21 protein-coding genes and 1 tRNA gene are annotated in these 25,221 nt (G+C 60.5%); 7 read left to right on the top strand and 15 right to left on the bottom strand.

Annotated features, from left to right (window positions below):
• Positions 1 to 103: 103 nt before the first annotated feature.
• From htpX to def, 4 genes are all read right to left on the bottom strand, one after another.
• The gene (htpX, locus tag ACOSV0_RS00445) at positions 104 to 961 is read right to left on the bottom strand and encodes a zinc metalloprotease HtpX (protein WP_434108044.1); all 858 of its coding nucleotides are present in this window, start codon (positions 959 to 961) and stop codon (positions 104 to 106) included.
• Positions 962 to 1,064: 103 nt separating this feature from the next.
• Positions 1,065 to 1,706, bottom strand: a complete 642-nt coding sequence (locus ACOSV0_RS00440) for a LysE family translocator (RefSeq protein WP_434108043.1) — start codon at positions 1,704 to 1,706, stop codon at positions 1,065 to 1,067.
• Positions 1,707 to 1,819: 113 nt separating this feature from the next.
• Positions 1,820 to 2,806 (bottom strand): methionyl-tRNA formyltransferase, encoded by a 987-nt coding sequence (fmt, locus tag ACOSV0_RS00435; RefSeq protein WP_434108041.1) that lies wholly within the window; start codon positions 2,804 to 2,806, stop codon positions 1,820 to 1,822.
• A gap of 31 nt (positions 2,807 to 2,837) precedes the next feature.
• Positions 2,838 to 3,341, bottom strand: a complete 504-nt coding sequence (gene def, locus ACOSV0_RS00430; protein ID WP_434108040.1) for a peptide deformylase — start codon at positions 3,339 to 3,341, stop codon at positions 2,838 to 2,840.
• Positions 3,342 to 3,584: 243 nt separating this feature from the next.
• On the opposite strand from def, the gene dprA reads away from it, so the two are divergent.
• From dprA to ACOSV0_RS00415, 3 genes are all read left to right on the top strand, one after another.
• Entirely contained in the window at positions 3,585 to 4,835 is a 1,251-nt protein-coding gene (dprA, locus tag ACOSV0_RS00425) for a DNA-processing protein DprA (protein WP_434108039.1), read from the top strand.
• An 89-nt stretch (positions 4,836 to 4,924) separates the two neighbouring features.
• Positions 4,925 to 5,302: a thioredoxin family protein gene (locus ACOSV0_RS00420; protein WP_434108038.1), complete on the top strand. Its 378-nt coding sequence runs from the start codon at positions 4,925 to 4,927 to the stop codon at positions 5,300 to 5,302.
• A gap of 249 nt (positions 5,303 to 5,551) precedes the next feature.
• The gene (locus ACOSV0_RS00415) at positions 5,552 to 8,227 is read left to right on the top strand and encodes a DNA topoisomerase III (protein WP_434108036.1); all 2,676 of its coding nucleotides are present in this window, start codon (positions 5,552 to 5,554) and stop codon (positions 8,225 to 8,227) included.
• Positions 8,228 to 8,379: 152 nt separating this feature from the next.
• Here the strand turns inward: ACOSV0_RS00415 and ACOSV0_RS00410 are convergent, their stop codons facing one another.
• Together ACOSV0_RS00410 and ACOSV0_RS00405 are read right to left on the bottom strand one after the other, a co-directional pair.
• Positions 8,380 to 9,480 (bottom strand): LysR family transcriptional regulator, encoded by a 1,101-nt coding sequence (locus ACOSV0_RS00410; RefSeq protein ID WP_434108034.1) that lies wholly within the window; start codon positions 9,478 to 9,480, stop codon positions 8,380 to 8,382.
• A gap of 343 nt (positions 9,481 to 9,823) precedes the next feature.
• On the bottom strand, positions 9,824 to 11,692 hold the full coding sequence (locus tag ACOSV0_RS00405) for a phosphoenolpyruvate carboxykinase (GTP) (RefSeq protein ID WP_434108032.1): 1,869 nt from the start codon (positions 11,690 to 11,692) through the stop codon (positions 9,824 to 9,826).
• 386 nt (positions 11,693 to 12,078) lie between these two features.
• Between ACOSV0_RS00405 and ACOSV0_RS00400 the strand changes: the two genes are divergently transcribed.
• Positions 12,079 to 13,092: a D-2-hydroxyacid dehydrogenase family protein gene (locus tag ACOSV0_RS00400; protein WP_434108031.1), complete on the top strand. Its 1,014-nt coding sequence runs from the start codon at positions 12,079 to 12,081 to the stop codon at positions 13,090 to 13,092.
• 119 nt (positions 13,093 to 13,211) lie between these two features.
• Here the strand turns inward: ACOSV0_RS00400 and ACOSV0_RS00395 are convergent, their stop codons facing one another.
• Together ACOSV0_RS00395 and ACOSV0_RS00390 are read right to left on the bottom strand one after the other, a co-directional pair.
• Positions 13,212 to 14,087 (bottom strand): patatin-like phospholipase family protein, encoded by an 876-nt coding sequence (locus tag ACOSV0_RS00395; RefSeq protein ID WP_434108029.1) that lies wholly within the window; start codon positions 14,085 to 14,087, stop codon positions 13,212 to 13,214.
• Positions 14,088 to 14,145: 58 nt separating this feature from the next.
• Positions 14,146 to 14,550 carry a PaaI family thioesterase gene (locus ACOSV0_RS00390; RefSeq protein WP_097390878.1) on the bottom strand — a complete coding sequence of 135 codons (405 nt, stop codon included), beginning with the start codon at positions 14,548 to 14,550 and terminating at the stop codon, positions 14,146 to 14,148.
• A gap of 200 nt (positions 14,551 to 14,750) precedes the next feature.
• Between ACOSV0_RS00390 and ACOSV0_RS00385 the strand changes: the two genes are divergently transcribed.
• A tRNA-Lys gene (locus ACOSV0_RS00385) sits at positions 14,751 to 14,826 on the top strand.
• A gap of 443 nt (positions 14,827 to 15,269) precedes the next feature.
• Here ACOSV0_RS00385 and ACOSV0_RS00380 read toward each other — a convergent pair.
• From ACOSV0_RS00380 to ACOSV0_RS00370, 3 genes are all read right to left on the bottom strand, one after another.
• Positions 15,270 to 15,767 (bottom strand): hypothetical protein, encoded by a 498-nt coding sequence (locus ACOSV0_RS00380; protein ID WP_434108028.1) that lies wholly within the window; start codon positions 15,765 to 15,767, stop codon positions 15,270 to 15,272.
• Positions 15,764 to 16,468, bottom strand: coding sequence for a DUF3800 domain-containing protein (locus ACOSV0_RS00375; protein ID WP_434108027.1), 705 nt, complete (start codon positions 16,466 to 16,468; stop codon positions 15,764 to 15,766). Before ACOSV0_RS00375 ends, ACOSV0_RS00380 begins: the two co-directional genes overlap by 4 nt.
• An 89-nt stretch (positions 16,469 to 16,557) precedes the next feature.
• On the bottom strand, positions 16,558 to 16,929 hold the full coding sequence (locus ACOSV0_RS00370) for a hypothetical protein (RefSeq protein WP_434108026.1): 372 nt from the start codon (positions 16,927 to 16,929) through the stop codon (positions 16,558 to 16,560).
• A gap of 437 nt (positions 16,930 to 17,366) precedes the next feature.
• On the opposite strand from ACOSV0_RS00370, the gene ACOSV0_RS00365 reads away from it, so the two are divergent.
• The gene (locus ACOSV0_RS00365) at positions 17,367 to 18,065 is read left to right on the top strand and encodes a hypothetical protein (protein WP_434108025.1); all 699 of its coding nucleotides are present in this window, start codon (positions 17,367 to 17,369) and stop codon (positions 18,063 to 18,065) included.
• A gap of 122 nt (positions 18,066 to 18,187) precedes the next feature.
• Here the strand turns inward: ACOSV0_RS00365 and ACOSV0_RS00360 are convergent, their stop codons facing one another.
• Both ACOSV0_RS00360 and ACOSV0_RS00355 read right to left on the bottom strand, forming a co-directional pair.
• A complete protein-coding gene (locus ACOSV0_RS00360; RefSeq protein ID WP_434108024.1) occupies positions 18,188 to 18,772 on the bottom strand; it encodes a hypothetical protein in 585 nt (194 codons plus the stop codon).
• A gap of 57 nt (positions 18,773 to 18,829) precedes the next feature.
• Positions 18,830 to 19,387, bottom strand: a complete 558-nt coding sequence (locus ACOSV0_RS00355) for a hypothetical protein (RefSeq protein WP_434108023.1) — start codon at positions 19,385 to 19,387, stop codon at positions 18,830 to 18,832.
• Positions 19,388 to 19,622: 235 nt separating this feature from the next.
• On the opposite strand from ACOSV0_RS00355, the gene ACOSV0_RS00350 reads away from it, so the two are divergent.
• A complete protein-coding gene (locus ACOSV0_RS00350; protein ID WP_434108022.1) occupies positions 19,623 to 20,084 on the top strand; it encodes a hypothetical protein in 462 nt (153 codons plus the stop codon).
• 667 nt (positions 20,085 to 20,751) lie between these two features.
• On the opposite strand, the gene ACOSV0_RS00345 is transcribed toward ACOSV0_RS00350, so the two are convergent.
• Both ACOSV0_RS00345 and ACOSV0_RS00340 read right to left on the bottom strand, forming a co-directional pair.
• A complete protein-coding gene (locus ACOSV0_RS00345) occupies positions 20,752 to 23,469 on the bottom strand; it encodes a glucosaminidase domain-containing protein (protein WP_434108020.1) in 2,718 nt (905 codons plus the stop codon).
• Entirely contained in the window at positions 23,469 to 25,136 is a 1,668-nt protein-coding gene (locus ACOSV0_RS00340; RefSeq protein ID WP_434108019.1) for a hypothetical protein, read from the bottom strand. Before ACOSV0_RS00340 ends, ACOSV0_RS00345 begins: the two co-directional genes overlap by 1 nt.
• Between the last annotated feature and the right edge of the window lie 85 nt (positions 25,137 to 25,221).

The following is a 25,221-nucleotide window of genomic DNA, read 5'->3' as shown; positions in this document are numbered from 1 at the left end:
GTGGCGCGGGACAGAGGCCGCCGACGGTAGATCGATGGCGGTGCTCGAACAAAAAAGGCGAGCCCACAGACTCGCCCTTCTTCACGTCACGCAGCGCCGCGTTTTACTCGAAGCGCCCCGTGCGCGCCATTTCCATCAAACGCGCGACGCGTTCTTCGGTGGCCGGGTGCGTGGAGAACAGATTCGCAATGCCGCCACCCGACAGCGGATTCATGATCATCATCTGCGCAGTGGCCGGATGCTGCTCGGCCGCGGGAAACGGAATCCCGCTCGCGTAACGATGGATCTTGTCGAGTGCCGAAGCGAGCGCCTGCGGGTCGCCGGAAATCTGCGCGCCGCCGCGGTCGGCTTCGAATTCACGCGCACGCGAAATCGCCATCTGGATCAACGCACCGGCGATCGGTGCGAGCAACGCGACAGCAATACCCGCGATCGGGTTCGTCGGCCGGCCGTTTTCGTCGCGGCTGCCGAAAAACATCGCGAAGTTCGCCAAGGCGGAAATAGCGCCGGCCATCGTCGCCGAAACCGTGGAGATCAGGATGTCGCGGTGCTTCACGTGCGCCAGTTCGTGCGCCATCACGCCGCGCATTTCACGCTCGGACAGCACGCGCAAGATGCCGGTGGTGGCGGCAACGGCCGCATGCTCCGGATTGCGGCCGGTGGCAAATGCGTTCGGCGCGTCTTCATTGATCAGGTAGACGCGCGGCATTGGCAGGCCGGCGCGCGTGGAGAGTTCGCGCACCATGCGGTAGAACTGCGGCGCACTGTTTTCGTCGACTTCCTGCGCGTTGTACATGCGCAGGACCATCTTGTCCGAGAACCAGTACGAAAAGAAATTCATCCCAAGGGCGATCACGAGCGCGATCGTCATGCCGCGCGACCCGCCGATCATCCCGCCGATCACGATGAAAAGGGCCGTGATCGCGGCCATCAACATCGCGGTTTTGACCCAATTGAACATGTCTGCAACTCCTTGCCCTAACGCGGGTTCATATCTGCGCCGCATGATCGCGGCGACTGATTGTAAGCTAAACGTTAGATATGGGCGCGCAAGGAAAATTCAATCATCTTGATGCGGTGGCGAGCTTGATGCCCAAGCTGACGAATGCGCTGCCGACGCCGCGATCCAGCCACTTCTTCATCGACGGCTTGCTGGAGAAGCGCCGGGTCACGCTGCCGGCAATCCAGGCGACAAAACTGTTCCAGATCATGCTCATCACGACGAACACCCCACCGAGCGTGAGGAACGCCAGCGCTTTATGATCGCTGCCCGTCGTGACGAATTGCGGAAAGAACGACACGAAAAACAGCACGACCTTGGGATTCAGCACATTGGTCCAGAAGCCTTGCAGGAAAAGCTGACGCAGCGATTTCGGCGCGCCGGCAGCACGCGCTTCGCCGACCGCCTGGTCTGCCGCCGGCTTCGCGAAAATCAGGCGCACACCGAGATACATCAGATAAATAGCGCCGACGAACTTGATGACGGTGAACGCGGTAGCCGAAGCGGCCAGCAGCGCCGTCAAGCCGAACGCGCAAGCCAGCGAATGAACGCAGCAACCGGCGGAGATGCCGAGCGCGGACATCAGGCCTGCGCCACGGCCCTGCGCGACACTGCGCCCAACGATGTAGGCCGTATCGGGACCTGGCGTCACGTTCAGCAGAAAGACCGCGACGACGAAAAATTCGAAATGGGTGATGCCAAACATGGAGATCCTCAAAACGCGAGCACTTGCATAGAGGATTCTAACGCGCCGCGAGTCTGCGGCGGGCGCCTTGAACATCGGCCGAACGACGGATGTTCAAGGCATGGGCAAGGCAGTTATTCTGCTTCGGGAAGCTGGAAGCGCTGACCCGCAGCCAGCGTTGCGCCGGCCAGGAATTCGCGCACCGGCAAGCGCTTACCGCCGGGTTTTTGCAATTGCGTGAGACGCAGTGCGCCTTGGCCGCAAGCAACCACGACGCCTTCGGGCGAGACCTCGGTGATAGCGCCGGCGACTGCATTGCTTTGCGCCTCAACTGGAGCCGCCGCCCAGATTTTGATCGACGTGCCGTCTTCCAGCGTGCCCACGCCGCCGGGGAACGGGTCGAACGCGCGCACCTGACGCGCGAGGACTGCGGCCGGCTTGCGCCAGTCGAGCGCAGCCTCGTGCTTGCCGATCTTTTCCGCGTAAGTCACGCCATCCGCGGGCTGCGGCGTTGCCGCCAGCTTGCCGCTGCGCTCGAGTTCGATCAGCGCTTCGACGATCAGTCTGGCGCCGTCTTGTGCAAGACGGTCGTGCAGGACGGCCGTGGTGTCGCTATCGGAAATCGGCGTGCGCGCTTCGGAGATCATCGCGCCGGTATCGAGGCCGACGTCCATTTGCATCAGCGTGATGCCGGTTTCCGTGTCGCCCGCCTCGATCGCGCGATGGATCGGCGCGGCGCCGCGCCAGCGTGGCAACAACGAAGCGTGAATGTTGATGCAACCCAGCGGCGGAATATCGAGCACTTCCTGCGGCAGGATCAGACCATACGCGGCCACGACCATCACGTCGTGCGGTGTGGCCCGCAGTTGATCGATCGCGGCTGCAGCTTCGGCCGGATACTTGCCCGTGCGGCGCAGCGAAGGCGGCTGCGCCACGGCAAGCCCGTGTTCCTGCGCGTAGCGCTTGACCGGACTCGCCTGCAATTTCATCCCGCGCCCCGCGGGCCGGTCGGGCTGGGTCAGCACGAGCGGCACCGGAAAACCGGCGCTATGGATCGCGGCCAGCGCGGCCGCGGCGAACTCCGGCGTACCGGCAAAAATGACGCGCAACGAATGACTCATGAACGGGGGCGGTAGGCGAAGTGGACGCGCATTACATCGCGTGGGCGAGCTTCTTCATCTTGCTCTTGATGCGCGTCTGCTTGAGCGACGAAAGATACTCGACGAACACGCGGCCCATCAGGTGATCCATTTCGTGCTGGACGCAAACCGCCAGCAGCCCTTCGCAGTCCATCTCGAAGGTTTCGCCTTTCTCGTTCAACGCCCGAACCCGCACCTGCTCGGCACGCTCAACGTTGTCGTAAATGCCCGGCACCGAGAGGCAACCTTCTTCCGACAGCTTCTTCTCGTCGCTCGACCAGATGATTTCCGGATTGATGAAGGCGAGCAGTTCGTCGTGCGTTTCCGACACGTCGATCACGATCACGCGTTCATGCACGTCCACCTGGGTCGCCGCAAGGCCGACGCCGGGAGCGGCGTACATGGTTTCGGCCATGTCGGCGACGAGCCGGCGGATGCGGTCGTTGACCACTTCGACCGGCTTCGCAATCTTGTGCAGCCGTTTGTCCGGGTAATTGAGGATGTTCAGTAAAGCCATGATCTTGAGTGTGTTTTTAGGCGCCGCTGACCGGTGGAAGGCTGGCGTTAGCCGTTTGGCCAGGTTGTGGGCGCATCGCGTTACGCAGAGGATAGATGGTGTCGAACCGGTTCGATTCAACGCGCCACGTGCGCTAGACGACGAGCCCGCGCGGGTGGGCGCGGCGCTGCAGTTATTTCGGATGATGAAAATTTTAGCATGGCGCCCGCCTGCCCGCTGGCTCTGTAAGAGGATCGACCTTCAATGCGCACCTTGCCCGCAACCGATATTGAACTCGCCGCCTGGCTGCGGCTTTCGCTCGCACCGGGGTTAAAACCCGCCGCTCTGCGTCTATTGCTAAGCGCATTTGGACTGCCGGAAGCGATTTTCAATCAGTCGCCCGAGGCACTTGCCGAAATCGCGGGCGAGGCTACGGCGCGCGCTGTACTCGCGCCGCCTGGCCCAGACTTCGAGGCGCAACTCGACGCGGTGATCGCCTGGAGCGAGCTGCCCGGCAACCACGTGGTGACACTCGACGATCCTGCCTACCCACCCGCGCTACTCACCATGCCCGATCCGCCGCCACTACTATATATAAAGGGCCGGCTGGATCTGTTGCACACGAGGGCGGTCGCGCTGGTGGGTAGCCGCAGTGCGACGCCGCAAGGTGCGGAAGACGCAGGGCGCTTCGCGCGTGAGCTTTCGCAAGCCGGCGTCACCATCGTGTCGGGGCTGGCGCTAGGTATCGACGGTGCGGCGCATCGGGGCGGGCTGGAAGGCGTCGGCGGCACGGTCGCCGTGATCGGCACCGGCGCGGATCTCGTGTATCCGGCCGCACATCATGCGCTGGCGCGGCAGATTGCGGCGCAAGGAGCGATCCTTTCGGAATGGCCGCTGGGCACGCCGGCGCGCGCCGCCAATTTTCCGCAACGTAACCGCCTGATCGCCGGCCTCGTCAGCGGGGTTGTGATCGTCGAGGCCGCAATGCGCTCGGGCTCGCTGATCACGGCTCGGCTTGCCAACGAAATGGGGCGCGATATCTTTGCCTTGCCCGGTTCGATTCATGCGCCCCTCTCGCGCGGGTGTCATCGGATCATCAAGCAGGGCGCCAAACTGGTGGAAACGCCCGATGACGTGCTGGAGGAGTTGGGCTTCGCCCGGCCCGTGGCAGCGAAGGCTGCCGGCACCGGCAAACAGGCGGTGCGTCGGGAGGGCGCGCGCTCAGCGCATGCATCGGCCCAGGTGCAGGCTGAATTGCTGGCGGCTCATGCCACGACTGCGGTTCAGCCCGAATTGGCGGCGGCGCCTGCGTCATCTGCAGCTCCGTCGGCCATGAGCGTCGAAGCGCTGCAACTCCTCGATGCACTCGGCCATGCCCCCGCTACGCTTGAAATTCTTGCCACCCGCACCGAGATGGGGGACGCGGCGTTGCAAAACACGCTGTTGCAACTCGAACTCGCCGGCCAGGTAACCGCGCTGCCCGGTGGCCGCTTCACGCGGGCGACCCACCGCTGACCCCGCATTGACCAGGGTTGACCACGATTCGGGATCGGCCATGCTACATTCGCGCCAAAGCACCTGACAAAAGTACGCAAGGAACCACCATGCCCGCGCTGAATCTCGACACCGACCAAGACCGGATCGCCGAGCGCGTCAACCAACCCGACACGCTGTTCGTTGCCTGCCTGTGCGCGGAGTGGTGTGGGACCTGCCGCGAATATCGGGACGCCTTCGACCGGTTGGCGGATAAGCATCCGGATATCTGTTTCGCATGGATCGACATCGAAACCCATGCGGACCGCTTCGACGATCTGGATGTCGAAAATTTCCCGACCATCCTGATCGAAGACTCGGTAACGACACGTTTTTTTGGCACGGTTTTGCCACAGGCGGCGATTGTCGAGCGGATGTTGTCCGATCTGACGGCCGTGCCCGGCGTCAGCGGCGCGCCCAAACTGCGGCCCGCGCTGACCGTCGCGTGAATGGGGTCACCCGCCGCTGAACCTTGCGGCACGGGCGTTGCGAGCGACACACCGCGCGTTTTCCGCAGCTTGCCCAGTTACTGAGCGCGCAATTATCATGGCGCGCTTTTTATGGCACTTGACACGCCGCTCTCGCGCCGTGTGCTATAAAGCGGTCGTTATTGGGTCGCAAAGGTCGCAAACGAGGGTCGCGCTAGTTAAAGCGCACTCAAGGCCATCAACCCTGATCTACCAACCTCACATCGAGTCATGTCCAAAGCACTGATCATCGCCGAAAAGCCTTCCGTCGCGAACGACATCGCGCGCGCTTTGGGCGGCTTTACCAAGCATGACGAATACTACGAAAGCGACGACTACGTCCTTTCCTCGGCAGTCGGCCACTTGCTGGAAATCGCCGCGCCCGAAGACTATGAAGTCAAACGCGGCAAGTGGAGTTTCGCCAACTTGCCCGTCATTCCGCCGCATTTCGATCTGAATCCGATCGCCAAGAGCGAGTCGCGCCTGAAGGTGCTGACCAAGCTGCTCAAGCGTAAAGACATCGACCGTCTGATCAACGCATGTGACGCGGGGCGCGAGGGCGAGCTGATTTTCCGCCTGATCGCGCAGCACGCGAAAGCCAAGCAACCGGTTCAACGCCTGTGGCTTCAGTCGATGACAGCCGGTTCGATCCGCGACGGCTTTGCCCGTCTGCGTAGCGACGAGGAAATGCAGCCGCTCGCCGATGCGGCGCGTTGCCGTTCTGAAGCGGACTGGCTCGTCGGCATCAACGGCACGCGGGCCATGACCGCGTTCAACAGCAAGGGCGGCGGCTTCTTCCTGACCACGGTCGGGCGAGTGCAGACGCCGACGCTGTCGATCGTCGTCGAACGCGAAGAGAAGATTCGCCGCTTCGTGCCACGCGATTACTGGGAAGTGAAGGCCGATTTCGTCTGCGCGGCCGGCTTCTACGAAGGCCGCTGGTTCGATCCGAAATTCAAGCGCGACGAATTCGATCCTGAAAAGCGCGATTCGCGCTTGTGGGCATTGCCCGCGGCCGAAACGATTGTCGCGGCCTGCCGTGGCCAGATCGGTACGGTGACGGAAGAATCGAAGCCGTCCACGCAACTGTCGCCGGCGCTGTTCGACCTGACCAGCTTGCAGCGTGAAGCCAACGGCCGCTTCGGCTTTTCGGCGAAGAACACGCTTGGCCTCGCCCAGGCGCTGTACGAAAAGCACAAGGTGTTGACCTATCCCCGGACCGACGCGCGTGCGTTGCCGGAAGACTATATGGATACGGTCAAGGAAACGCTCGGCATGCTCAAGGAGAGCAACAACTATCTCCCGTATGCCAAGCAGGTGCTCGACAAGGGCTGGGTGAAGCCGAACAAGCGCATCTTCGACAACTCGAAGATCAGCGACCACTTCGCAATTATCCCCACGCTGCAGGCGCCGAAGAATCTGTCCGAACCGGAACAGAAGCTCTACGACCTCGTCGTGAAACGCTTCCTGTCGGTGTTCTTCCCGGCCGCCGAATACAAGGTGACGACGCGGATCACGGAAGTGGTCGGCCATCACTTCAAGACTGAAGGCAAGGTGCTGGTCGAACCGGGCTGGTTGCAAGTCTATGGCCGCGAAATCAGCGGTGAAGACGCGAACCTCGTGCCGGTGCAGAAAGACGAGAAGGTCAAGACGGACAAGATCGCCGCCCAGCAACTGGTGACGAAGCCGCCTGCACGCTACAACGAAGCGACCTTGCTGTCGGCCATGGAAGGCGCGGGCAAGCTGGTCGAAGACGACGAATTGCGCGAAGCCATGGCCGCCAAGGGGCTCGGCACGCCGGCCACGCGCGCCGCCATCATCGAAGGGCTGCTGGGTGAAAAGTATCTGATCCGCGAAGGCCGCGATCTGATTCCAACCGCCAAGGCATTCCAGCTGATGACGCTGCTACGCGGCCTCGGCGTGAAGGAATTGACCGCACCGGAATTGACCGGCGAATGGGAATACAAGCTCTCGCAGATGGAGCGTGGCAACTTGCCACGCGACGCGTTCATGCAGGAAATCGCCCGCATGACGCAGACCATCGTCAAGCGTGCAAAAGAGTACGATTCCGACACGATCCCGGGTGATTACGCGACGTTGCAAACGCCGTGTCCGAATTGCGGCGGCCAGGTGAAGGAAAACTACCGGCGCTTTGCCTGCTCGAAGTGCGAGTTCTCGATCTCGAAGATTCCGGGCGGACGTCAGTTCGAAATTCCAGAAGTTGAAGAGCTGTTGCAGAACAAGACGATCGGACCGCTGTCGGGTTTCCGCAGCAAGATGGGCCGCCCGTTCTCCGCAATCCTGAAGCTCTCGCTCGACGACGAGATCAAGAACTACAAGCTCGAGTTCGACTTCGGTCAGGACTCCGGCGGTGAAGATGGTGAACCGCCTGACTTCTCCGACCAGCAAGCGGTCGGCGCGTGTCCGAAGTGCAAGGGTCGCGTGTTCGAACACGGCATGAGCTATGTCTGCGAGAACTCGGTTGCGAATCCGAAAACTTGCGACTTCCGCTCGGGCAAGGTGATCCTGCAGCAGGAAATTGCGCGTGAGCAGATGGCGAAGTTGCTCGAAGAAGGACGCACCGACCTGCTGACGAACTTCAAGTCGTCGCGCACCGGCCGCAACTTCAAGGCGTTCCTCGTCAAGCAGAACGACGGCAAGATCGGTTTCGAGTTCGAGAAGAAAGAGCCGTCGGCCAAGACAGCAGCGAAGACCGCCGCGGCAAAGACCGCAGCCAAGGCATCGCCGGAGTCGGACGACGAAGACGCAACGGTCGCGGTGAAAGCGGCACCCGCCAAAAAGGTCGCGGCAAAGAAAGCGCCTGCTACGAAGACTGCTGCTGCAAAGACCGCTGCCACCAAAAAGGCGCCGGCCAAGAAAGCGGTCGCGCGCAAGACGGGTTCGTAAGTAAATCGGGCAGGCAACCGGGAAATATTCAGTTCCCGGTTGCCTCATTCCCGCCCAGAAAAAAGGCGCAGTCACATGAAGTGACTGCGCCTTTTGTTTTGGGGCACCGACCTGCGCTTGCCTCAGCGCCGCCGGCGTTACCGCCCGAATGCTTAAAGCGGCGACAGAGCGGTGGGCCGTGGACGATTCGTCGTCTTTGCCAACGTCTTCGGCATCGGCGATAGCTCGCTATCCAGCAGCCGCGACAGCGGCTCAGCGCCATCGAACGCTTCCGGCGGCATGTGATCCGCAGAATCGAGCGCGGCGGACGTGGCGGGCCTGCCAAGGCCGTCCTTGATCCACTGCTCACCGAGCAGACTGTTCGGCGTCTGGCTGAAATGCTCGACCAGATGATCGATGAACGTGCGCACCTTCGCCGGCAAGTGACGGCGGCTCGGATACGCAATGTTGATCTCGACCTGCGGCAAACGGTAATCGCCGAGCAAACGCACAAGCCTGCCACGCGTCATGTCGCGGCCGATCAGATAGCTCGGCAGTATCGCAATGCCCATGCCGAGCAACGCGAACTGCCGCAGCATTTCCGTATTGTTCGCCACGATCACGTTGGACGGACGCACGCGCACTTCGCCTTCCGGGCCCGTGAACACACGCTCGTCGCCCCAATACTCAGACGGCAAGCTCAGGCACGGATGCTCCAGCAGATGCTCAGGACGCGTCGGCGTACCGTGCTTTTCCAGATAGGCCGGCGTTGCGCACACCGTCATGCAACCGGTGGTCAAACGGCGCGTGACAATGCTCGCGCTACGCATTTGCCGCGCGATCACCACGCCCACGTCGAAGCCTTCTTCGACCAGATCGACTTGACGGTCGACCAGCGTGACGTCGGGAATGACTTTCGGATAGCGCTCCGCGTACGTCTGCAGAACGGGCGCAAGGTTATGCAACCCAAACACGACCGGTGCGACGATTCGCAACGTGCCGACGGGTTCGTGATTGCGCGCGACCACCATCTGCTCGACGTCTTCGAGTTCGTCGAGAATCTGGCGCGCGCGCTCGAGATAAACCTGACCGGATTCGGTCAGGGACAAGCTGCGGGTTGTGCGATTGAGCAGCCGCGTACCAAGACGGCCTTCGAGATCGGCAACGTGACGGGTGGCAACTGCGTTGGAAATATCCATCGCGCTCGCAGCGCGGGCAAAACTGCCGAGATCCGCCACTTTGACGAAAACTCGCATCGACTGCAAATGATCCATAGGACAACTCCTGCCGTGTTACTGCTTCCTGACAATTAGTGAAAACCAGTGAAGCGAACTTGGAATTCTCCTACGACTCGCGAAATCGTGCAGAAGTTGCCCACGAAAGCCGAAATATTGTCGATATTTGTGCGACTGTGTTCCCCAGTGCGGGGCAAGACCTTCGATTGTTCCGGCAAGAGCAACAATCTGCTGCATCGCAGCTTGCACTGTCTTTTTTGTTCGAACAGATGCAATGGTCGTCCCGGCATTGCGAAACCGGAGAGAATCGCAGTGCAAGGTTCGGGCGAGAAAGAAAAAACCGCCCGAAGGCGGCTTTTATGCGAAGTGAACACTCACCTAATCAGGCAGCGAGTTTTCCTTCGAGCGCGAGTTTGGTCTGTTTCAGCGCCGACGGCAGACCTTGTTGCAACGTGTCAAAGAACTCGGCATGCAGCGCGAGTTCGTCGCGCCATGCTGCGTCGTCGACGGAAATCACCTGCTGGAATTGCTCGCGGCTGAAATTCAGGCCACTCCAGTCGATGTCGTCATAGTGCGGCGACACGCCGAACGCGTGTTCTTCACCCTGCGCCTCGCCTTCAATGCGCCCGACCATCCAGCTCAGCACGCGCATGTTTTCGCCGAAGCCCGGCCAGACGAACTTGCCGTCCGCACCCTTGCGGAACCAGTTGACGCAGAAGATTTTCGGCAGCTTCGCGTTCAGTTTCTCGAGGTGTTCGCCGGTTTTCAGCCAGTGCCCGAAGTAGTCGCTCATGTTGTAGCCGCAGAACGGCAGCATCGCGAACGGGTCGCGGCGCACCACGCCCTGCTGCCCCGCGGCGGCGGCCGTCGTTTCCGAGCCCATGGTCGCGGCCATGTAGACGCCTTCGACCCAGTTGCGCGCTTCGGTGACGAGCGGCACGGTGGTCGAACGGCGGCCGCCGAAAATGAACGCGTCGATCGCGACGCCGGCCGGGTTCTCCCAGTCGGCATCGATTGACGGACATTGCGAAGCCGGCGCCGTGAAACGCGCGTTCGGGTGCGCGGCCTTGCGCCCGCTCTCCTTCGCGATCGCCGGCGTCCAGTCCTTGCCCTGCCAGTCGATCAGATGCGCGGGCGGCGTATCGGTCATGCCTTCCCACCAGACGTCGCCGTCATCCGTCAGCGCGACGTTCGTGAAGATGACGTTTTCATTCAACGTAGCCATCGCGTTGAAGTTGGTCTTTTCGCTCGTGCCTGGCGCGACGCCGAAATAGCCCGCTTCCGGGTTGATCGCGTACAGACGGCCATCCTTACCCGGCTTGATCCAGGCAATATCGTCGCCGATCGTGGAGATTTTCCAGCCGTTCAGGCCTTCCGGCGGAATCAGCATGGCGAAGTTGGTCTTGCCGCAAGCCGACGGAAACGCCGCTGCAACGTGATGCTTGTGCCCTTGCGGCGACGTCACGCCGAGAACCAGCATGTGTTCGGCGAGCCAGCCTTCGTCGCGCCCCATGGTGGAGGCGATGCGCAACGCGAAGCACTTCTTGCCGAGCAACGCATTGCCGCCGTATCCCGAGCCGTAGCTCCAGATTTCGCGCGACTCGGGAAAATGGACGATGTATTTGGTGTCATTGCACGGCCACGGCACGTCTTTCGCGCCCGCCGCAAGCGGCGCGCCGACCGAATGCACGCACGGCACGAATTCGCCGTCTTCGCCCAGCACGTCATACACCTTGCGACCCATGCGCGTCATGATGCGCATGTTGGTCACCACGTACGGGCTGTCGCTCAACTCGACGCCGATGTGCGCGATCGGCGAACCGAGCGGCCCCATCGAGAACGGCACCACGTACATGGTGCGGCCACGCATGGCGCCGTCGAACAGGCTGTCGAGCTTCGAGCGCATCTCACCCGGTTCGATCCAGTTGTTGGTCGGCCCGGCATCTTCCCGACGCTTCGAGCAGATGAACGTACGGTCTTCGACACGCGCCACGTCCGACGGATCGGACCATGCCAGATAGGAATTGGGACGTTTGGCAGAATTGAGTTTCCTGAGGGTGCCGGCTTCGACCATCTGCGCGCACAGGCGGTCGTACTCCTCCTGCGAACCGTCGCACCAGACGACCCGATCGGGCTTGGTCATGGCGGCAACGCGCTGGACCCAGTCGACCAGTTTCCGGTTTTTGACCCACGCGGGCGCTCCTGCAGACGCCTCAGTAGTGGACTGTCCTTCGAACGAGGGATGATTCATCGACCTGTCTCCGTTTTGAAAGTAATAGAAAAACGGTACAAGCCCAGTGACGCTGCATGCGAGAGGCGTTCAATTCATCGCGACGACATTCCTGCCAGCCGACGCACAATTGTGCAGGTCATCACGGGCCACACAGCGTGTTGCGCGAAGGCATCCGCGGGCGGTTGTCTGCAACCGTCTGTAAAGCGGCTTGCCTCAACACGCAACAAACTGTTAAAAACGATGTCAATCGGCCTTACAGTGGCGCTGCCGTTCTATGCGGCAGCTTCTACGTGCTTCTACGTTAAGGCATTCAGTCATACCGGCATGTGACCTGGGTCACATGATGGGACAGTCAGCATAACACTCCGTTCCGCACCGCTATGGTGCGTCGCAAGACACATACCATGAAGATTGCCATCCTCGACGATTACCAGGACGCCGTCCGCAAGCTCGATTGCTTTCAACTGCTGGCCGACCATGAGGTCAAGGTTTTCAACAACACGGTTCGCGGGCTCGGGCAACTGGCGAGCCGTCTTTCCGAAGTCGACGCTCTCGTCCTGATTCGCGAACGCACCCGCATCAGCTCGCAACTGCTCGACAAGTTGCCGCATTTGCGCATGATCAGTCAGACCGGCAAAGTCTCCAGCCATATCGACCTGGCCGCCTGTACCGAGCGCGGCATCGCCGTGCTGGAAGGCACCGGCTCGCCGACCGCACCGGCCGAACTGACGTGGGCCCTCATCATGGCGGCTCAGCGACGGATTCCGCAATACGTAGCAAACCTTAAGCAAGGGGCCTGGCAGCAATCCGGTTTGAAGACATCGGCACTGCCGCCGAATTTCGGTCTGGGCCAGGTATTGCGCGGTCAGACGCTGGGGATTTGGGGTTACGGCAAGATCGGACGGCTGCTTGCCGGATACGGCAAGGCATTCGGCATGAACGTGCTGATCTGGGGTCGCGAGCATTCGCGCGAAGCGGCGCGCGCGGACGGATATGGCGTGGCCGAGAGCCGCGAGGCGCTGTTCGAGCAGAGCGACGTGCTGTCGTTGCACCTGCGTCTGCATGACGACACGCGCGGCATCGTCAAGCAGGAAGACCTGATGCGGATGAAACCGACCGCATTGCTCGTGAACACGAGCCGGGCCGAACTGCTCGATGAAAACGCCCTGGTGAACGCGCTGTCGCGCAACCGGCCAGGCATGGTCGCGATCGATGTCTACGAGAGCGAGCCGATTCTGCAGGGCTACAGCCTGCTGCGCATGGAGAATGTGATCTGCACGCCGCACATCGGCTATGTGGAACGCGAGAGCTACGAGTTGTATTTCACCGCGGCCTTCCAGAACATCCTGGCTTTCGACGCCGGCGATACGTCCAGTGTGGCGAATCCGGAAGCGTTGCAGGGTGGGCGCCGGCGCTAATCTCTGCGCGCCAATCCCTCGCGGTACGTTCCTGCCTCAATCCACGCGCCAATCTCGTTGGCGCGTGGGCTGCGCACCACGCAACGCCTTGAGGGTCCACGGCGCCGCTACTGCCCACCTCAGCGCGCTTCGTGCGCGCCGGCTTCCAGCAGAGCGGGCATACGTTCAAGAAAAACCTCGCCGTCGGCACGGCCGAGGTTGTACGCGTGCACCATCTGCGACGGGCTCGTGTAATCCCAACTTGAAATCGGCACCTTGCGTGACGGCTGCACATAAAGCCGTTGCTGCACACCGTGCGGCACGACGAACATCTGCGGCCGCGGATAAAGACGCGTGACCATCACCAGCACGTTGCCGGGTGCATCGGCGTCGAGCGCGCCGACCGGCACGTTATCGACCATTCCGCCATCCAGCACCGGCCGGCCATTGCGCCGCAAAACCGGCGTGAACGGCGGCGTGCTCGACGATTGCAGAATCAGATCGGCGAGATCCTCGACCGTCGCGCAATCCTGCGCGCGCACGAATTCCGGATGAAAACCGAGCGTCTGACCGAGCGTTGGATGCAACGTCTTACGCACGTATTTCTCGATGTTGTACGCAATCAGGCCCGCGGCGACGGCGCTTCGCGCGCCAAGCCAGCGCGGCAGGTGCGATACGCCGATGCGGATTTCTGGCGCGTCGGCGAGCGTGGAGAACTTGTCGCCGTAGATGTCGAGTAACGCCTTGCGGTAGATCCGGTAATGCGGAAACACCGATTCGCCACGCAGCAGATTGCCCCAGTAAGCGTTGCGGGTGTTGTGACGCAGTGCTTCTTCGTAATAACGCATGACCCAGTCGGAGTCGCGCGTGTAGAGCATGCACGCAGTCGCGGCGCCGGCCGAAATGCTGGTGATGACGCGCGGCCGGATATTCAGCGCCGGTTGCGTCACGTCCCAGAATCCCGCCTGCCACCAGCAGCGATTGCCGCCGCCGGCGAATACGACCTGATCGAACATCTTGGCTTTTTCCTCTATTGCGGCTTGTGGACCGGCTTCAAGTTTCAGGTTTCAGGTTTCAGTCGAGCAGCGCGTAAGTGGTGGTGGCGTGGACCGCCATGTTGCCGGCTTCGTCGAATAATTCGACTTCGCCGAACACGAGATTGCGGCCCATGCGCAGCACGCGCGCGGTGATCAGCACGTCGCCGTTGCGGACCGCGCGCATAAAACTGATGTTGAGCGAAACCGTGCTCATCGGCTTGAAGCCGCCGAGCGCGGCCGAAATCGCGACGATCATCGCCGTGTCGGCGGCCGCCATGAAGACCTGGCCGCAAATCACGCCGCCCGAGTGGCGCAGCCCGCCGGAGAACGGCAGACGCAAGGTGGCACTCTCTTCGTCGACCTTAACCGGGGTCAGTGTGAGCGCACGGACCCAAGGCGCGAGGATGCGGTCAAGCAACTCGATAATTTCTTTGTCATCCATGGCGGTCCCCGGTCGAATGCCGCGCGACGCTTCGCGCGGCAGGTATCGCGACATGATACCGGGACGGAGAACCGTGCGCCTTTCCGGTGCCTGGAGCCGCGCCGCGCACGCACCAGGCCGCCCAGTCAAGATTTTTATAAGAAATCTGCTAAAGGGGCTTGGCAATCTCGGAAAGTTTCGGCATAATTTCGCTTCTGTTGGGGGCGTTAGCTCAGTTGGTAGAGCAGCGGACTCTTAATCCGTAGGTCGAGTGTTCGAGTCACTCACGCCCCACCAATAAATTCAAGCACTTAGCCCAGTTTCCGGACTGGGCTTTTTGCTTTTTCAGGCTCATGTAACCGCTGTGTAACTGATTTTAAGCAATGCCCGGAGAAATGACGTGAGAGCGCTTCTTGGCAGAGTGGCGGGAATGATCCACCGAAAAGCGAATTGGCCCCGTGTACTCGGGTCAGCACTCGAACCTCACTTTCCCCCAAAAAACGGAATGTTCCTCTCGATTCGTGGGGAACATTAGCTCGCCGAACCTGTCATATTGCTTGCATGGGAGCGGATTCTAAAGTGCTTGTGCTTGTGGCCGATAACCCATACATAGCCCAAGGAATTGCTTGAAAACCCCGGGGTTTTGCAATATCCTTCGGGCCAAGCTCATCTACCAAGCGTAGAAGGAGTACCTGAGGCCCTTCATCATCCGTGATGCGGGGCCTCTGCCTTTTCAGGCGCTACCACAATGGTGCCATCGGCTGCCCATTCCAGTATTCGTCGCGCTCGATGGCCAACCGCGCTGCGCGGCGCCCCTGAACGGGATAGGCCGAAACTAGCAGCACGTACTCCTGTCGAGGTTCGACAATAACCACGAAATCGTCGGCCTCCGCCCAAAGTACCAAGTTCTTTTTCCGGCCCCTCGATGTTGTGCGTTCCGATATCCACCATGAGAATCCGGCAGCGCTCTGGTGACAAGATTCAATGACCCAAGCGATCCATCCGATCCGGCTACAACGCTGGAGGTCGGGCAAGCGATCAACTTCGACCTTTCCTTCCGATATGACATGCCAGAAGCTGAAGTGTTTATCATTCGTGGCAGGGTTATAGCGCGTTGACACGGGGCGCCCCCAGAGCTCGCGCTCGTTCCGAACGAGGTCGTCGCAATAGCGTTCATAGATCACTTCGACATATGTCGCCCAGTCGCCGCTGAAGCCCAATAGGTCAGGAGCGCTCATGGCGCCACCCCCGCTCGCCAGACCAGGAGATTCAACTTTTCCTCCCTGAGCAAGGTCGTATGGGTCAGCTGCAGCCGGCTATTCGACTTGATCCTTTCGACGACAGCGGTTTTTGCGGCGCTCGTCGCGATGCCTCGGTTCGCGTAGGAGATTGCCCCGATCAGTAGATCGGCGATTTGAAACAGCGGCACCTCGTGCGAATGGACGTGCTGCACGCGCGCAACAATCTCCCCCTTGAAATCGAGTCGACTGTTACCCAGCACCTCACAGAGCTTGCGCGCCCGCACTTCGCTGCGCGTATCTTTTTTGTCGAGATAGACGTGAAAGCGCTCACTGCGGGACAGCAAGGTCACCAGCGTCTGGTACCACAGCTTGTAATAGAACTCGTCGTGCGTCTGGTTGAATGCCGCGTGGTTCAGCTTCGATTTGTCCGGAACCACCAGCGCGCGAAAACGGAGCTCAGGCGTCGCGAAGAAAAGGTCGACAAGCTCCAAATAAAACGGAAGCTTCGCCGGTGAGACCTTCCCCCATTTGACCTCAACCGCAGCACCGATCGCATGCTTCTGTTTGAGGTCCTTGATCTTCCGCGCGATCGATTTATGACGAGCCTCTGGGCAGATCAAGGCGCCGAGCACCATGGCAACTTGCCGGTCGTTTTGCAGGTGGCACGACTCGTCGCAGTAGAGATTGACAACAGCCAAGTTCGACTCCCAAGATACTTCGAACGGACGCACGAACAGGTATTAGTGCGTCGAATTGCTGCTCGCGCAACGCGCGAACTCACACGTGTTTATTCGTCCGACGCGGGCGCTTCCGCTGGAAAGAGCTCCGAAACTCGCTCTTCAAGCTCTTCCCGTGTGTACTCGACATAGTCGCGCACGCGCTTCGACGTCAAACGTGCCCAGTCGTTTACGCGAGACACGTGTATGACGGCAAAGTGGTCGTCCAGATCTAGGAGGTGCCATCCGCGGTTCTGCAATTCGACCGACAGCCTTTCCAGGAAGTCGTGGCGAAGGTTCGGGACCAGCGCTAACGTGCGGAGGGTGGCGCGATTAAAACGATACGATAATATGGGTCGACCCTTTTCGGCAGCGTACTCACCCAGATTGATGATGATGAGAAGCGCAACGATCGACGCGGAACGAGGTCCGGAGGTGGGCATGGGTAATCCTATAGGTGCGTGTAGCGCACAACGTTAAGTCAATGCGGCTGTAGGCCGCGAACATTTCTAGTTAGCTCGGCGCACGCAGACCCAAGAAGAGTTGATAGCGACGCGAAGCTAAGGCAGATCGTACTCAGGACCACAATCGCAGTCAAGCCTCTTCTATTGCGCACCCGCCGGCCCATACGACCGTCGTTGGCCGCCGCCTGTAATTGCTAAACTCACCAAGGTGAAAATCCCGGTACCGGACGAAGGCCGCCTTCCGGGCAAGGAACTTGTCAAGCTACTGGCGGACGGCTGGCAGTTAGACTACAGGTCGCCAACGGTGCGAGGCACGCTCGACGTATGCGCGGAGCATCTGCTTCGGGGGTGACGGCTGCAGGCGGGTATCAAGATATCTGGCGTATGACTTCGAGAAGACAAAAGGAATCCCGCAAATGAACTGGAAAGCACCTGCATGGATGGTCCCGTTCGGCGCGACCTGCGCCGGAATAGGCTTCCTCGCAGCGATATTTCATAACGACGCGATGCTGTGGCCGGGACTGTGGCTGTTCGTTGCGACACTCGTTGCTGCGAACATCGATCGTTTCGAGAGACTGAAAGCGAGCTCGAGCGGATTCGAATTTGAAGCCAAGAAGGTTGTTGAAGAAGCACGGACGACAGTCGTGGAAATGCAGCTGCTCGCGAAACATCTCGCTGAGATCAGCCTATCGCTTGTAAAAAGGAGCGCACGTATTGGCGGATTTCCAGCCGCACAAGAGGAACAAATTCGCGAGAAAACCATTGATCTTCTTCGCCGGACACATGTGCCGGAGGCGGACTTCGATGAAGTTCTAGATGAGTGGCACCGATGGGTATTGACTGACTATGTGTTCGGAATTTTGGGAAACAGCATGCTACCGGGGCATATAGACCAAGACGCACAAAATCAATGGAAGGAAATGCGAGGGAGAGCGTTTGGTGATAATCGCCCGTCTGTCGACGAGCTGACAGACTGGCTAGCGCATCACAACTTCCTCACCCCAGAACGGCAAGAATACCTTGCCGACTACGCGCACTATCTCCGGCATAAGCAACATCGAAGATTTGATGTTTGGGAGTGCCATTCCGAATGGCCGCGCCTTGACGCTACCTGAAGAATAACGTCAATGATGAACGATGCCCCCGCGCAGGGTTGCGCGTCGCGTCCAATCACGCGTCGGATGGGTGCAATACGAACAAGTTCGGCCTTCTCGGCCGCTACGCGGCGTAGTAGGCGCTAGTCGAATTTGTTAGAAAAGGCATGATCGACGACCTGAGGAATCGTTTCGAATGTTCTCACCAGCATCGGAGTGACGTCACTACCGTTCAGTTTGAAGTCGTCGGTAATATGAGCGAGGCGCTGACCCGCGAAATCACACGTCGTGATCCATGCACGCCCGACCTCCTCCGGATCGGGGAAGTCGTCGACGATGGACGGCAATAGCTTTTCCAGTGGAAAGCCGTCCGAGCTCCGAAAGTTCTCGATCCCAATGTCGCCACGTCGGGTGCGTTTCGAGATTGACTGCAGTTGGGAAGGCGTACCACTCACCCGTAGACCCAGGAATTCCAGCAGCAATCTCGAGTAGATCGCCGCCATGGAAGAAGCTGTCTGCGTATATGCGATCAGGATCGTACTGTGAACAGGTTCGTCCATGCCGTCTACCCGAATCTCGATACGCTCGAGCGCGTGGTACTTGCCGCTGAGATCTAACGCCTTCAGGCCCGCGTGAACACCTTGCACGTAATAGGGAATGAGGGCGACCCGCATATGCAGCAATTTGAGGTCATCGGGTGATGGTATGTTCGTTTTCACGTTCGTCACGGTTCTTTCGAGTCTCCGTCTTCGGCTGTCGGATTGATGGCGGTTCAGCATCGCAGATCACTCATTGCCCAGGACCTCTTCATTGTCTGGGGCGGCCCCATCCTCGATCCCGAAAGCCTGCCGAGCAAACCCCATCGCCAAATCGATTCCGATGCAGGCCATCGTGAGCCGGTGCACATTGGTGTTTAACGTGCCGGCCGTCGTCCGCTGAAACATCGCGATCGGCGCCAGCGCCTGTTCGCGCATCTTCAGCAGCGTCGTCACGTTCTGACAGACGGCTTTCACCTGCTTGTAGTTGTCGTTGAAGTCCCGCGCGGATTTCACTCGCCGAGATAAGCCGGTGCCCGGGACGCGCACTGCCCGCCAGCCGGCCTTTGAGTGCGACCAGATGACCGGCGTCGGAACACGCCGCCCTTTCCGCTCCCACCATTCGATACGGATCTTGCCGTTGCACGGCGGCTGGAGGAGATTCAATAGATCATCGAGCGCCGTGAGTGCCCTGTCGATCTCCGCTACCTCCGTCACGATGCCCGCCGCGACTTTGGCGACCTCCTCCGGCACCCCAGCGAGATCGTCGATAGTGGGAGGGGTGCGTGTCTCAATAGCGTTAAGCATGGATTCGCGGGGTCCGTGACGTAAGCACTATTTACCCAAACTGGCAGGCTTCGGGCAATGCGGAAACGTGATGCATAGTCAGCAGAACGATTCGCGATGTTTCATGGGCGCTGGCCGACCTTAGCGGGAAACAAGATACGGTCGTACGCTTCAACCGGCGAAATCCAGACGCCGCTTCACAATTCGTTGGCCTCGAATATACTGGCCAGCGGCTAATCTAACGACCAAAATCACGATGAGCAATCTATTCGAATTGAATGCTGCCGCCGCACAGTTGGGACTCACCGTCGAATCGTTACCGTTTCGGGGTGGGCATGTCGTTGTCCTTCGTGCCAAGAGACTGCATGCCGGCAAGGAAGTGTACATTCATGAGACACACCATTATCAACGCAATGTATCGAATACGAATCGAGATAAGGCGGAGGAGGAAGGCGCTCGTGTCTGCTTGCTTCGCCTAACCGACATCAGGACAAGGCTCGACGCGGAAGAAAAGACCGAGGCTTTCGGCGACAACCTCCCGAGCATTGCATCCGAGCGTAAGTTAGATGTTAGCGGAAGCTATGACTTCTTTTGGTCATTACAGTGCAACGAACAAGGCTCGGTTGCTCAAGAAACCGAAGCTCTGGATGAGAAGGCAATATTGGAAGCTGTCGTACGCCAATACTCCGCTCCGTTAGCCGGACCGGTTGCTAGCTAATTATCGGCGTTGCCGGCTGGTAACGCATTAAGTTGCACCGTCCGCGGCTCGCCATACAAAGATCGTGTAGACGCCACAATTCGGCAGTGTAGCCAGTGAGGATGCTGACGGTACCCTCCAGTGGCCCGACACGTCGACCCGCGACGCTCGTCGGCTTCTCCGCTGGCACCCAGAACGCTGCCCGGATGCCGCGGCGGGCGACCGATTCGCGAATCTTGCCCAGCATGACTGCTCCGAGCAACCTCCCACGCGCCTCATCTACAGAGACGCCAAACATGAGGGCTATCGTCTCGGGCGAATAACCGCGCCCCGGTTTCATCTCGCGCAGCAGGTTTTCGAGCGTGAATGGCAGAGGGTTCTTTCGGGCTCGCATTGCCACTCCTTTGTCAGGCGAACGCCTGTTTCGAATACCTGGTCATCAATTCGCGCGGCGGGTTTGCCTGGTCGCTTGAGCGAATACCTTGGGGACACAGAACGGCTCTACGATGAGCTTTGCCACTTGGCTTCGCACGCTCGATGGCCGATACTCAGGTCGTGATCTGCATCGCCTGTCAGATATCAGGAGCGCCGCACGATCCGGATTTTTTGAATCGCTGGAGGCTCTATGGAGTATCTGGGTGCGGTTGCAATGGCCGCTGGCATATCGTTCTGGGGTATCGTGTTCGATCTAGCGAGGCGCAGCCGCTACGCCCGCCGCAAGGCCGCCGCCCGTGAGCAGGCGGCCCAGCAACGCCGCTTGCGCTGGATTGCCCGGGGGCATCGTCTGGGGCACTTTTGCCGACATTGCTTCTCCCACCGCGCGCGCGTTCGCAACGCCCTGCACCCCCTTGCTGATCGCGCCGGCAGCCAGCCCGCCGCCTGGGAGTACGTGGAGGAGCCCAAGGGCACCATTGCCGACCGCAGAAAGAATCGCGCCGCTGGTATTGGAGGTATTGACGGCAGCCGCTGACGGCGTCGAGTTGATGTATGCCCCGACTCGTCCCAACGTATGCATCTGTGCGATTTCAGGCGGTGAGAAGAAGGCTCCAAGCTTGTCAGTGCCGAGATCGTTCAGCGCCTTTGCGTAGCGTTCCGGCGAGAAAATCTTGTCGCCGGCCGCATTTTGTCCGAACGCCGCATCCTGAAGCTTCGAGCCGATCTGCGCCCGCGCCTGCTGGAACGATTCTGGATCGAGCAGATTTGCGAGTCCCTTCACTTCATCCGTGTTTCCATTAATGATGAAGCGCTGAACGAAATTGTCGGGCGCTACGCTGCTATTCGAAGCGGCTTGCAGCGCAGGAACTGCGTCCTGCAGGGCGAAATGTTGAGCGGCAAGTGCGCGCGGCGCCGCAAACACGCCGCCCTGATCGTCAGCAGACAGGATTGCGCTCTTGACGCTGTTGCGAAGCGTGCCGAGCGCGGCATTCGTCGCCGGATCGTTGCTCTGATTCGCGTTGATGACCTTCAGCAGGTTTTCCGCATTCTCGATCGAGAAAACCTTCTGCTGAGTGGCGCCCATTAGCCCGAGTTGGTTGAAGTTATTGCGAACGCCGCTGGGCACCTTGTCGCCGAAATCGTTCAGCACCTGCGCGTAATCCTGGGCAAGCCCGGTCAGCGGCACGTCAAGATTCTTCCCGGTCGATGCGCGCGCTGCGGCATAGGCGTCGGTTACCGCCTGCCGCATCCCGTTATCGACATTCGCCAGCGAACCGGTGAGCATCTGGCCGGCCTGATATGGTTCCAGCGCCTGATTGGCTCCGAGGCTAGCCACGCGGCTTTGCAGCAACTGATTCTGCGTGTTGAAGCGGTTGAGCAGCGATTCGCCTACGCCAGCCACACCGCGCAGATTGCGCTCTGCGGCGAACTGTGCGGGATCGCGCGTGATCTGCCCGAGCGTATAGGGCATCTCGATGTCATCGAAATCGGCCTTACGCAGGAGCGCGGCCGGGTCGACCTGTTGCCCGTTCTGCAATGCGTTCGAGACGGTGCCGCGCAGCGATGCGAGCTGATCGGCCGGAATGTCCGCAGCGGTGCGGCCGGTCGCCTGCGCTCCCTGTTCGATAGCCTGGTCGACCGGTGATGCGGCCTGCCCTGCTACCTGTGCATCTGCAGCGCCGCCGAAGGTCTTGGAGAGATAGCTTCCGATTGTCGACATGATCGGCGCGGCGACCTTCGACGCGATCGGCAAAACCACCTTGGACATGACCGGAGTGGCGATGCCGCCTGTCCCGGCACCCAGCAGCATTTGACCGAGCTTCTGACCGCCAAAGCGCGTATCGGCGTCTTGCGTGACAGGCTGCAATGCGCCGCCCAACGCACCAGATCCAACGCCGGCCGCAGCAAGTCCTCCGATACCCGCGCCCGCTGCGGGCGCAATCATCGCTGCGCCGATCGTTACCGGGCTCACAATATTGCCGCCAAGCCGAAGCCAGTCCGTTCCGCTTTGGCCGGCGGCAGTTCGCGCCGCCTGATATCGCTGCTCCTGATTCGCGATCGACGAGTCGACCTGTGGCGCGCTTGCGGGCACCATGCCAAGGGCTTTCGTGATCGGCCCAATGACAGGCTGATCATTGACCCACTGCGTTCCTCTGTTCACGGCATCAACGAGACCGCCGGGCAGCGCATGCGTTAGCAGTTGCGCGCCGGCGTTCATGGGGTCGATGAGCCCTTGCCCGAGACGTTGCGCCGCGGTAACTGGCGTGGCGGCCACCGGCTGGCCGGCTGGGGGTTGCGGTGCGGACGCGACACCGGCCACTTTGCCTGTTGGATTCGCAGGCACTGGGGCACTGAAGGCAGCAGAGAACGCATCGTTTGAAGGACCGCTGGCGCCCTGCTGCGAGGGCGCCGGTGCCTGTGCAGCGACCGGAGGTGTCCGTGCTGGCTGAGTCCCCATGAACGCCGCAGAAAATGGATCATTGCCGGCCGGTTGTTGGCCACGTTGCGCGGGCGTGAGTTCATCCGCGCGCGCCGTGCCAGAAATAGTCGAGGCGAGGAGGTCGCCGAATTTGCGCACGGTCGCAACAGCACCGGTCAATTTGGTCGCGTAATTCGGGTCCTGTGCGTAACCGCCCTTCTGCAGCGCGGTGGCATACGCCTGAGCGTTATCGCCTGAACCCATAGCGCCAGGATAGCGGTTCGCGATGAGATTGGCGAAGCCGGAGCCAAACGCATCAGGCGTCCCGAAAGCCTGATACTGGTCGGTGCTTCCGGTCATGTTGTCGGTCGCCGTGACACCCGGACCCTTCATGTTGCCGAGGTTGTTCGTGCCGGGAATGACCGATTTTCCCCAACCCGTTTCCTCGCCCCAATGGCCGAGCACGACTTCAGGTGCCACGCCGATTTGCTGGCCGACCTGCGCGGCGAGCGGTGCGTATTGCGAAATGAACGACTGGACAGGAGCCGGCATCACTGACCTCCCCGCGGGTCGGGAATCCAGCCGTTCTGGACGGCGTAGTTGTATTTCGTCCGGAATGCCTGTTGCTCGGCAGGCGTCATCCCCTGGATCAGCGTTGAGCGCTCGTTTGGCGCCATATAGACCGACTGGAAGACGCGCGGGTCGAATCGTTGGTTAAACAGCGTCTGGAACTGCCCATAGTCTTTCGGAGAGTTGCCCTGCGACAGCCACTGCTGATACGCGCGGTTCTTGACGTCGACCGCATCCTCGTTGCCCTTGAGCAGTTGGACGATCTGGTGATTACCCATGTTCGAGAGCAGCTGATTCGGATTCGCGTGCAATGTCGTCTGCATCGAGTTGTCCGAGCCGGCGGAGCCGAGCGTCTGGAACTGTTGGAGCGCGTACTGCGTCGCCTGCTTATTGAAGTCCTCCTGGCTCGCGATGCTTTTCGGATCGAACGGCTGCATGCCGTCTGGCAAGGAGCGATTGATCATCGACTTCGCATAGAGCGACCAGTCCGAACCCGCGCCGCCCGAAAACTGCCCGAGCGCGTTGTCCATCTGCTCAAGATAGGCCTTGCGCATCGGGGCACCTTCCGCCTGCGTTTGCAGTGCAAGGCCTTGCTTTGCAGCGCCCTCGGCAAGCGTGTTCGCCGCCGGGGTTGCACCGAGAGCCGGGCCAGTCTGGATGCCGGCAGGTCCGGCAGCGCCACTATTTGCCCGCGTCGCGAGATTGAATACTGTGTCCGTTCTCGGCGTGTTCGAGGTCGGATCGAAAGTATCTTTGAACTGGTATTGCGAGGCGCCAGCGGCTTCTGCTGCCCGACTGCCCTGCACCGCTTGTGGACCGCCTCCGATCGCGACCGCATACCACTTGCCATCGGTGCCCTTGATATTCTGGTAGCCCGGGGGCGCAGCTGCTGGCGTTGTCGAAGTCGCTCCGCTGTATGGGTCTTGGACAGTTGTATTCGCACCGATCTGCACCGGCGGAAGGTAACCCTCCTTGAACGCAACGTTGGAAAGCGCTTGATTCCACTGCGGACTGCCGGGTTGAACCCCTGCGGCCACAAGACTCTTCATCGTGTCGGTTGGCGTCAGCGCGGCGCCAAGGGCAGCCCCGTATGCTTGCGGCGCAAACATAGCGAGCGTGCGCGATTGCGCGGCAGTGCGTCCCGGCAACGTCAGCGGCCCCGGCGTCGTGCTCGTCGCCATCGGCGTGTTCGGGTTGTTCTGCAGCAATGCCTGTCCGATAGCCTGCGGATTCGGCTGCGGTGAATAAGAGCCCATGCCGGCGCTCAAACCTGTCAAGGCGCTCGAATCTGCCGCACTCGTCACAGGAGGCTGCTGCTGGACAGCGGGAGCGGTGCTGTCAGTGCCGTATGCGCCGGCGGCCATCTGACTCATCAACTGACCTTCCTGCCCCATCGCATCCATCGACATCTTGTTGCCGACGTAGGTATTGACGAGCTTCGACAGGCCTTCCAATGGGCTGATCCGATAACCCATGCCGCCGACCTGTCGGTTGCTGGTATCGAGCGGTTGCAGACCTTGCTGAAGCAACGCCTGCCCGATTGCCTGACGCTGTTGCAGTTGGAGGAGATTTTGCTGCTGATCGGGCGGAAGCGCCGCGAGCAGCGGGTTGCCGAGAAAACCTTGAGCGCTAGGGAATTGGCCAGCCATGTCGAACCTCTGATTGGATGAAAGGGCACACGAAACACTGACGTCTCGCGTTTAGTGCACCTTTTACCCACGGTCCGGCCGGGCA

This window comes from Paraburkholderia caffeinilytica (assembly GCF_051027425.1).
In the GTDB taxonomy this organism is placed as follows: Bacteria; Pseudomonadota; Gammaproteobacteria; order Burkholderiales; family Burkholderiaceae; genus Paraburkholderia; species Paraburkholderia caffeinilytica_A.
Note: the sequence above shows the minus strand (reverse complement) of the source record. Positions and strands in the feature narration are given on the sequence as shown.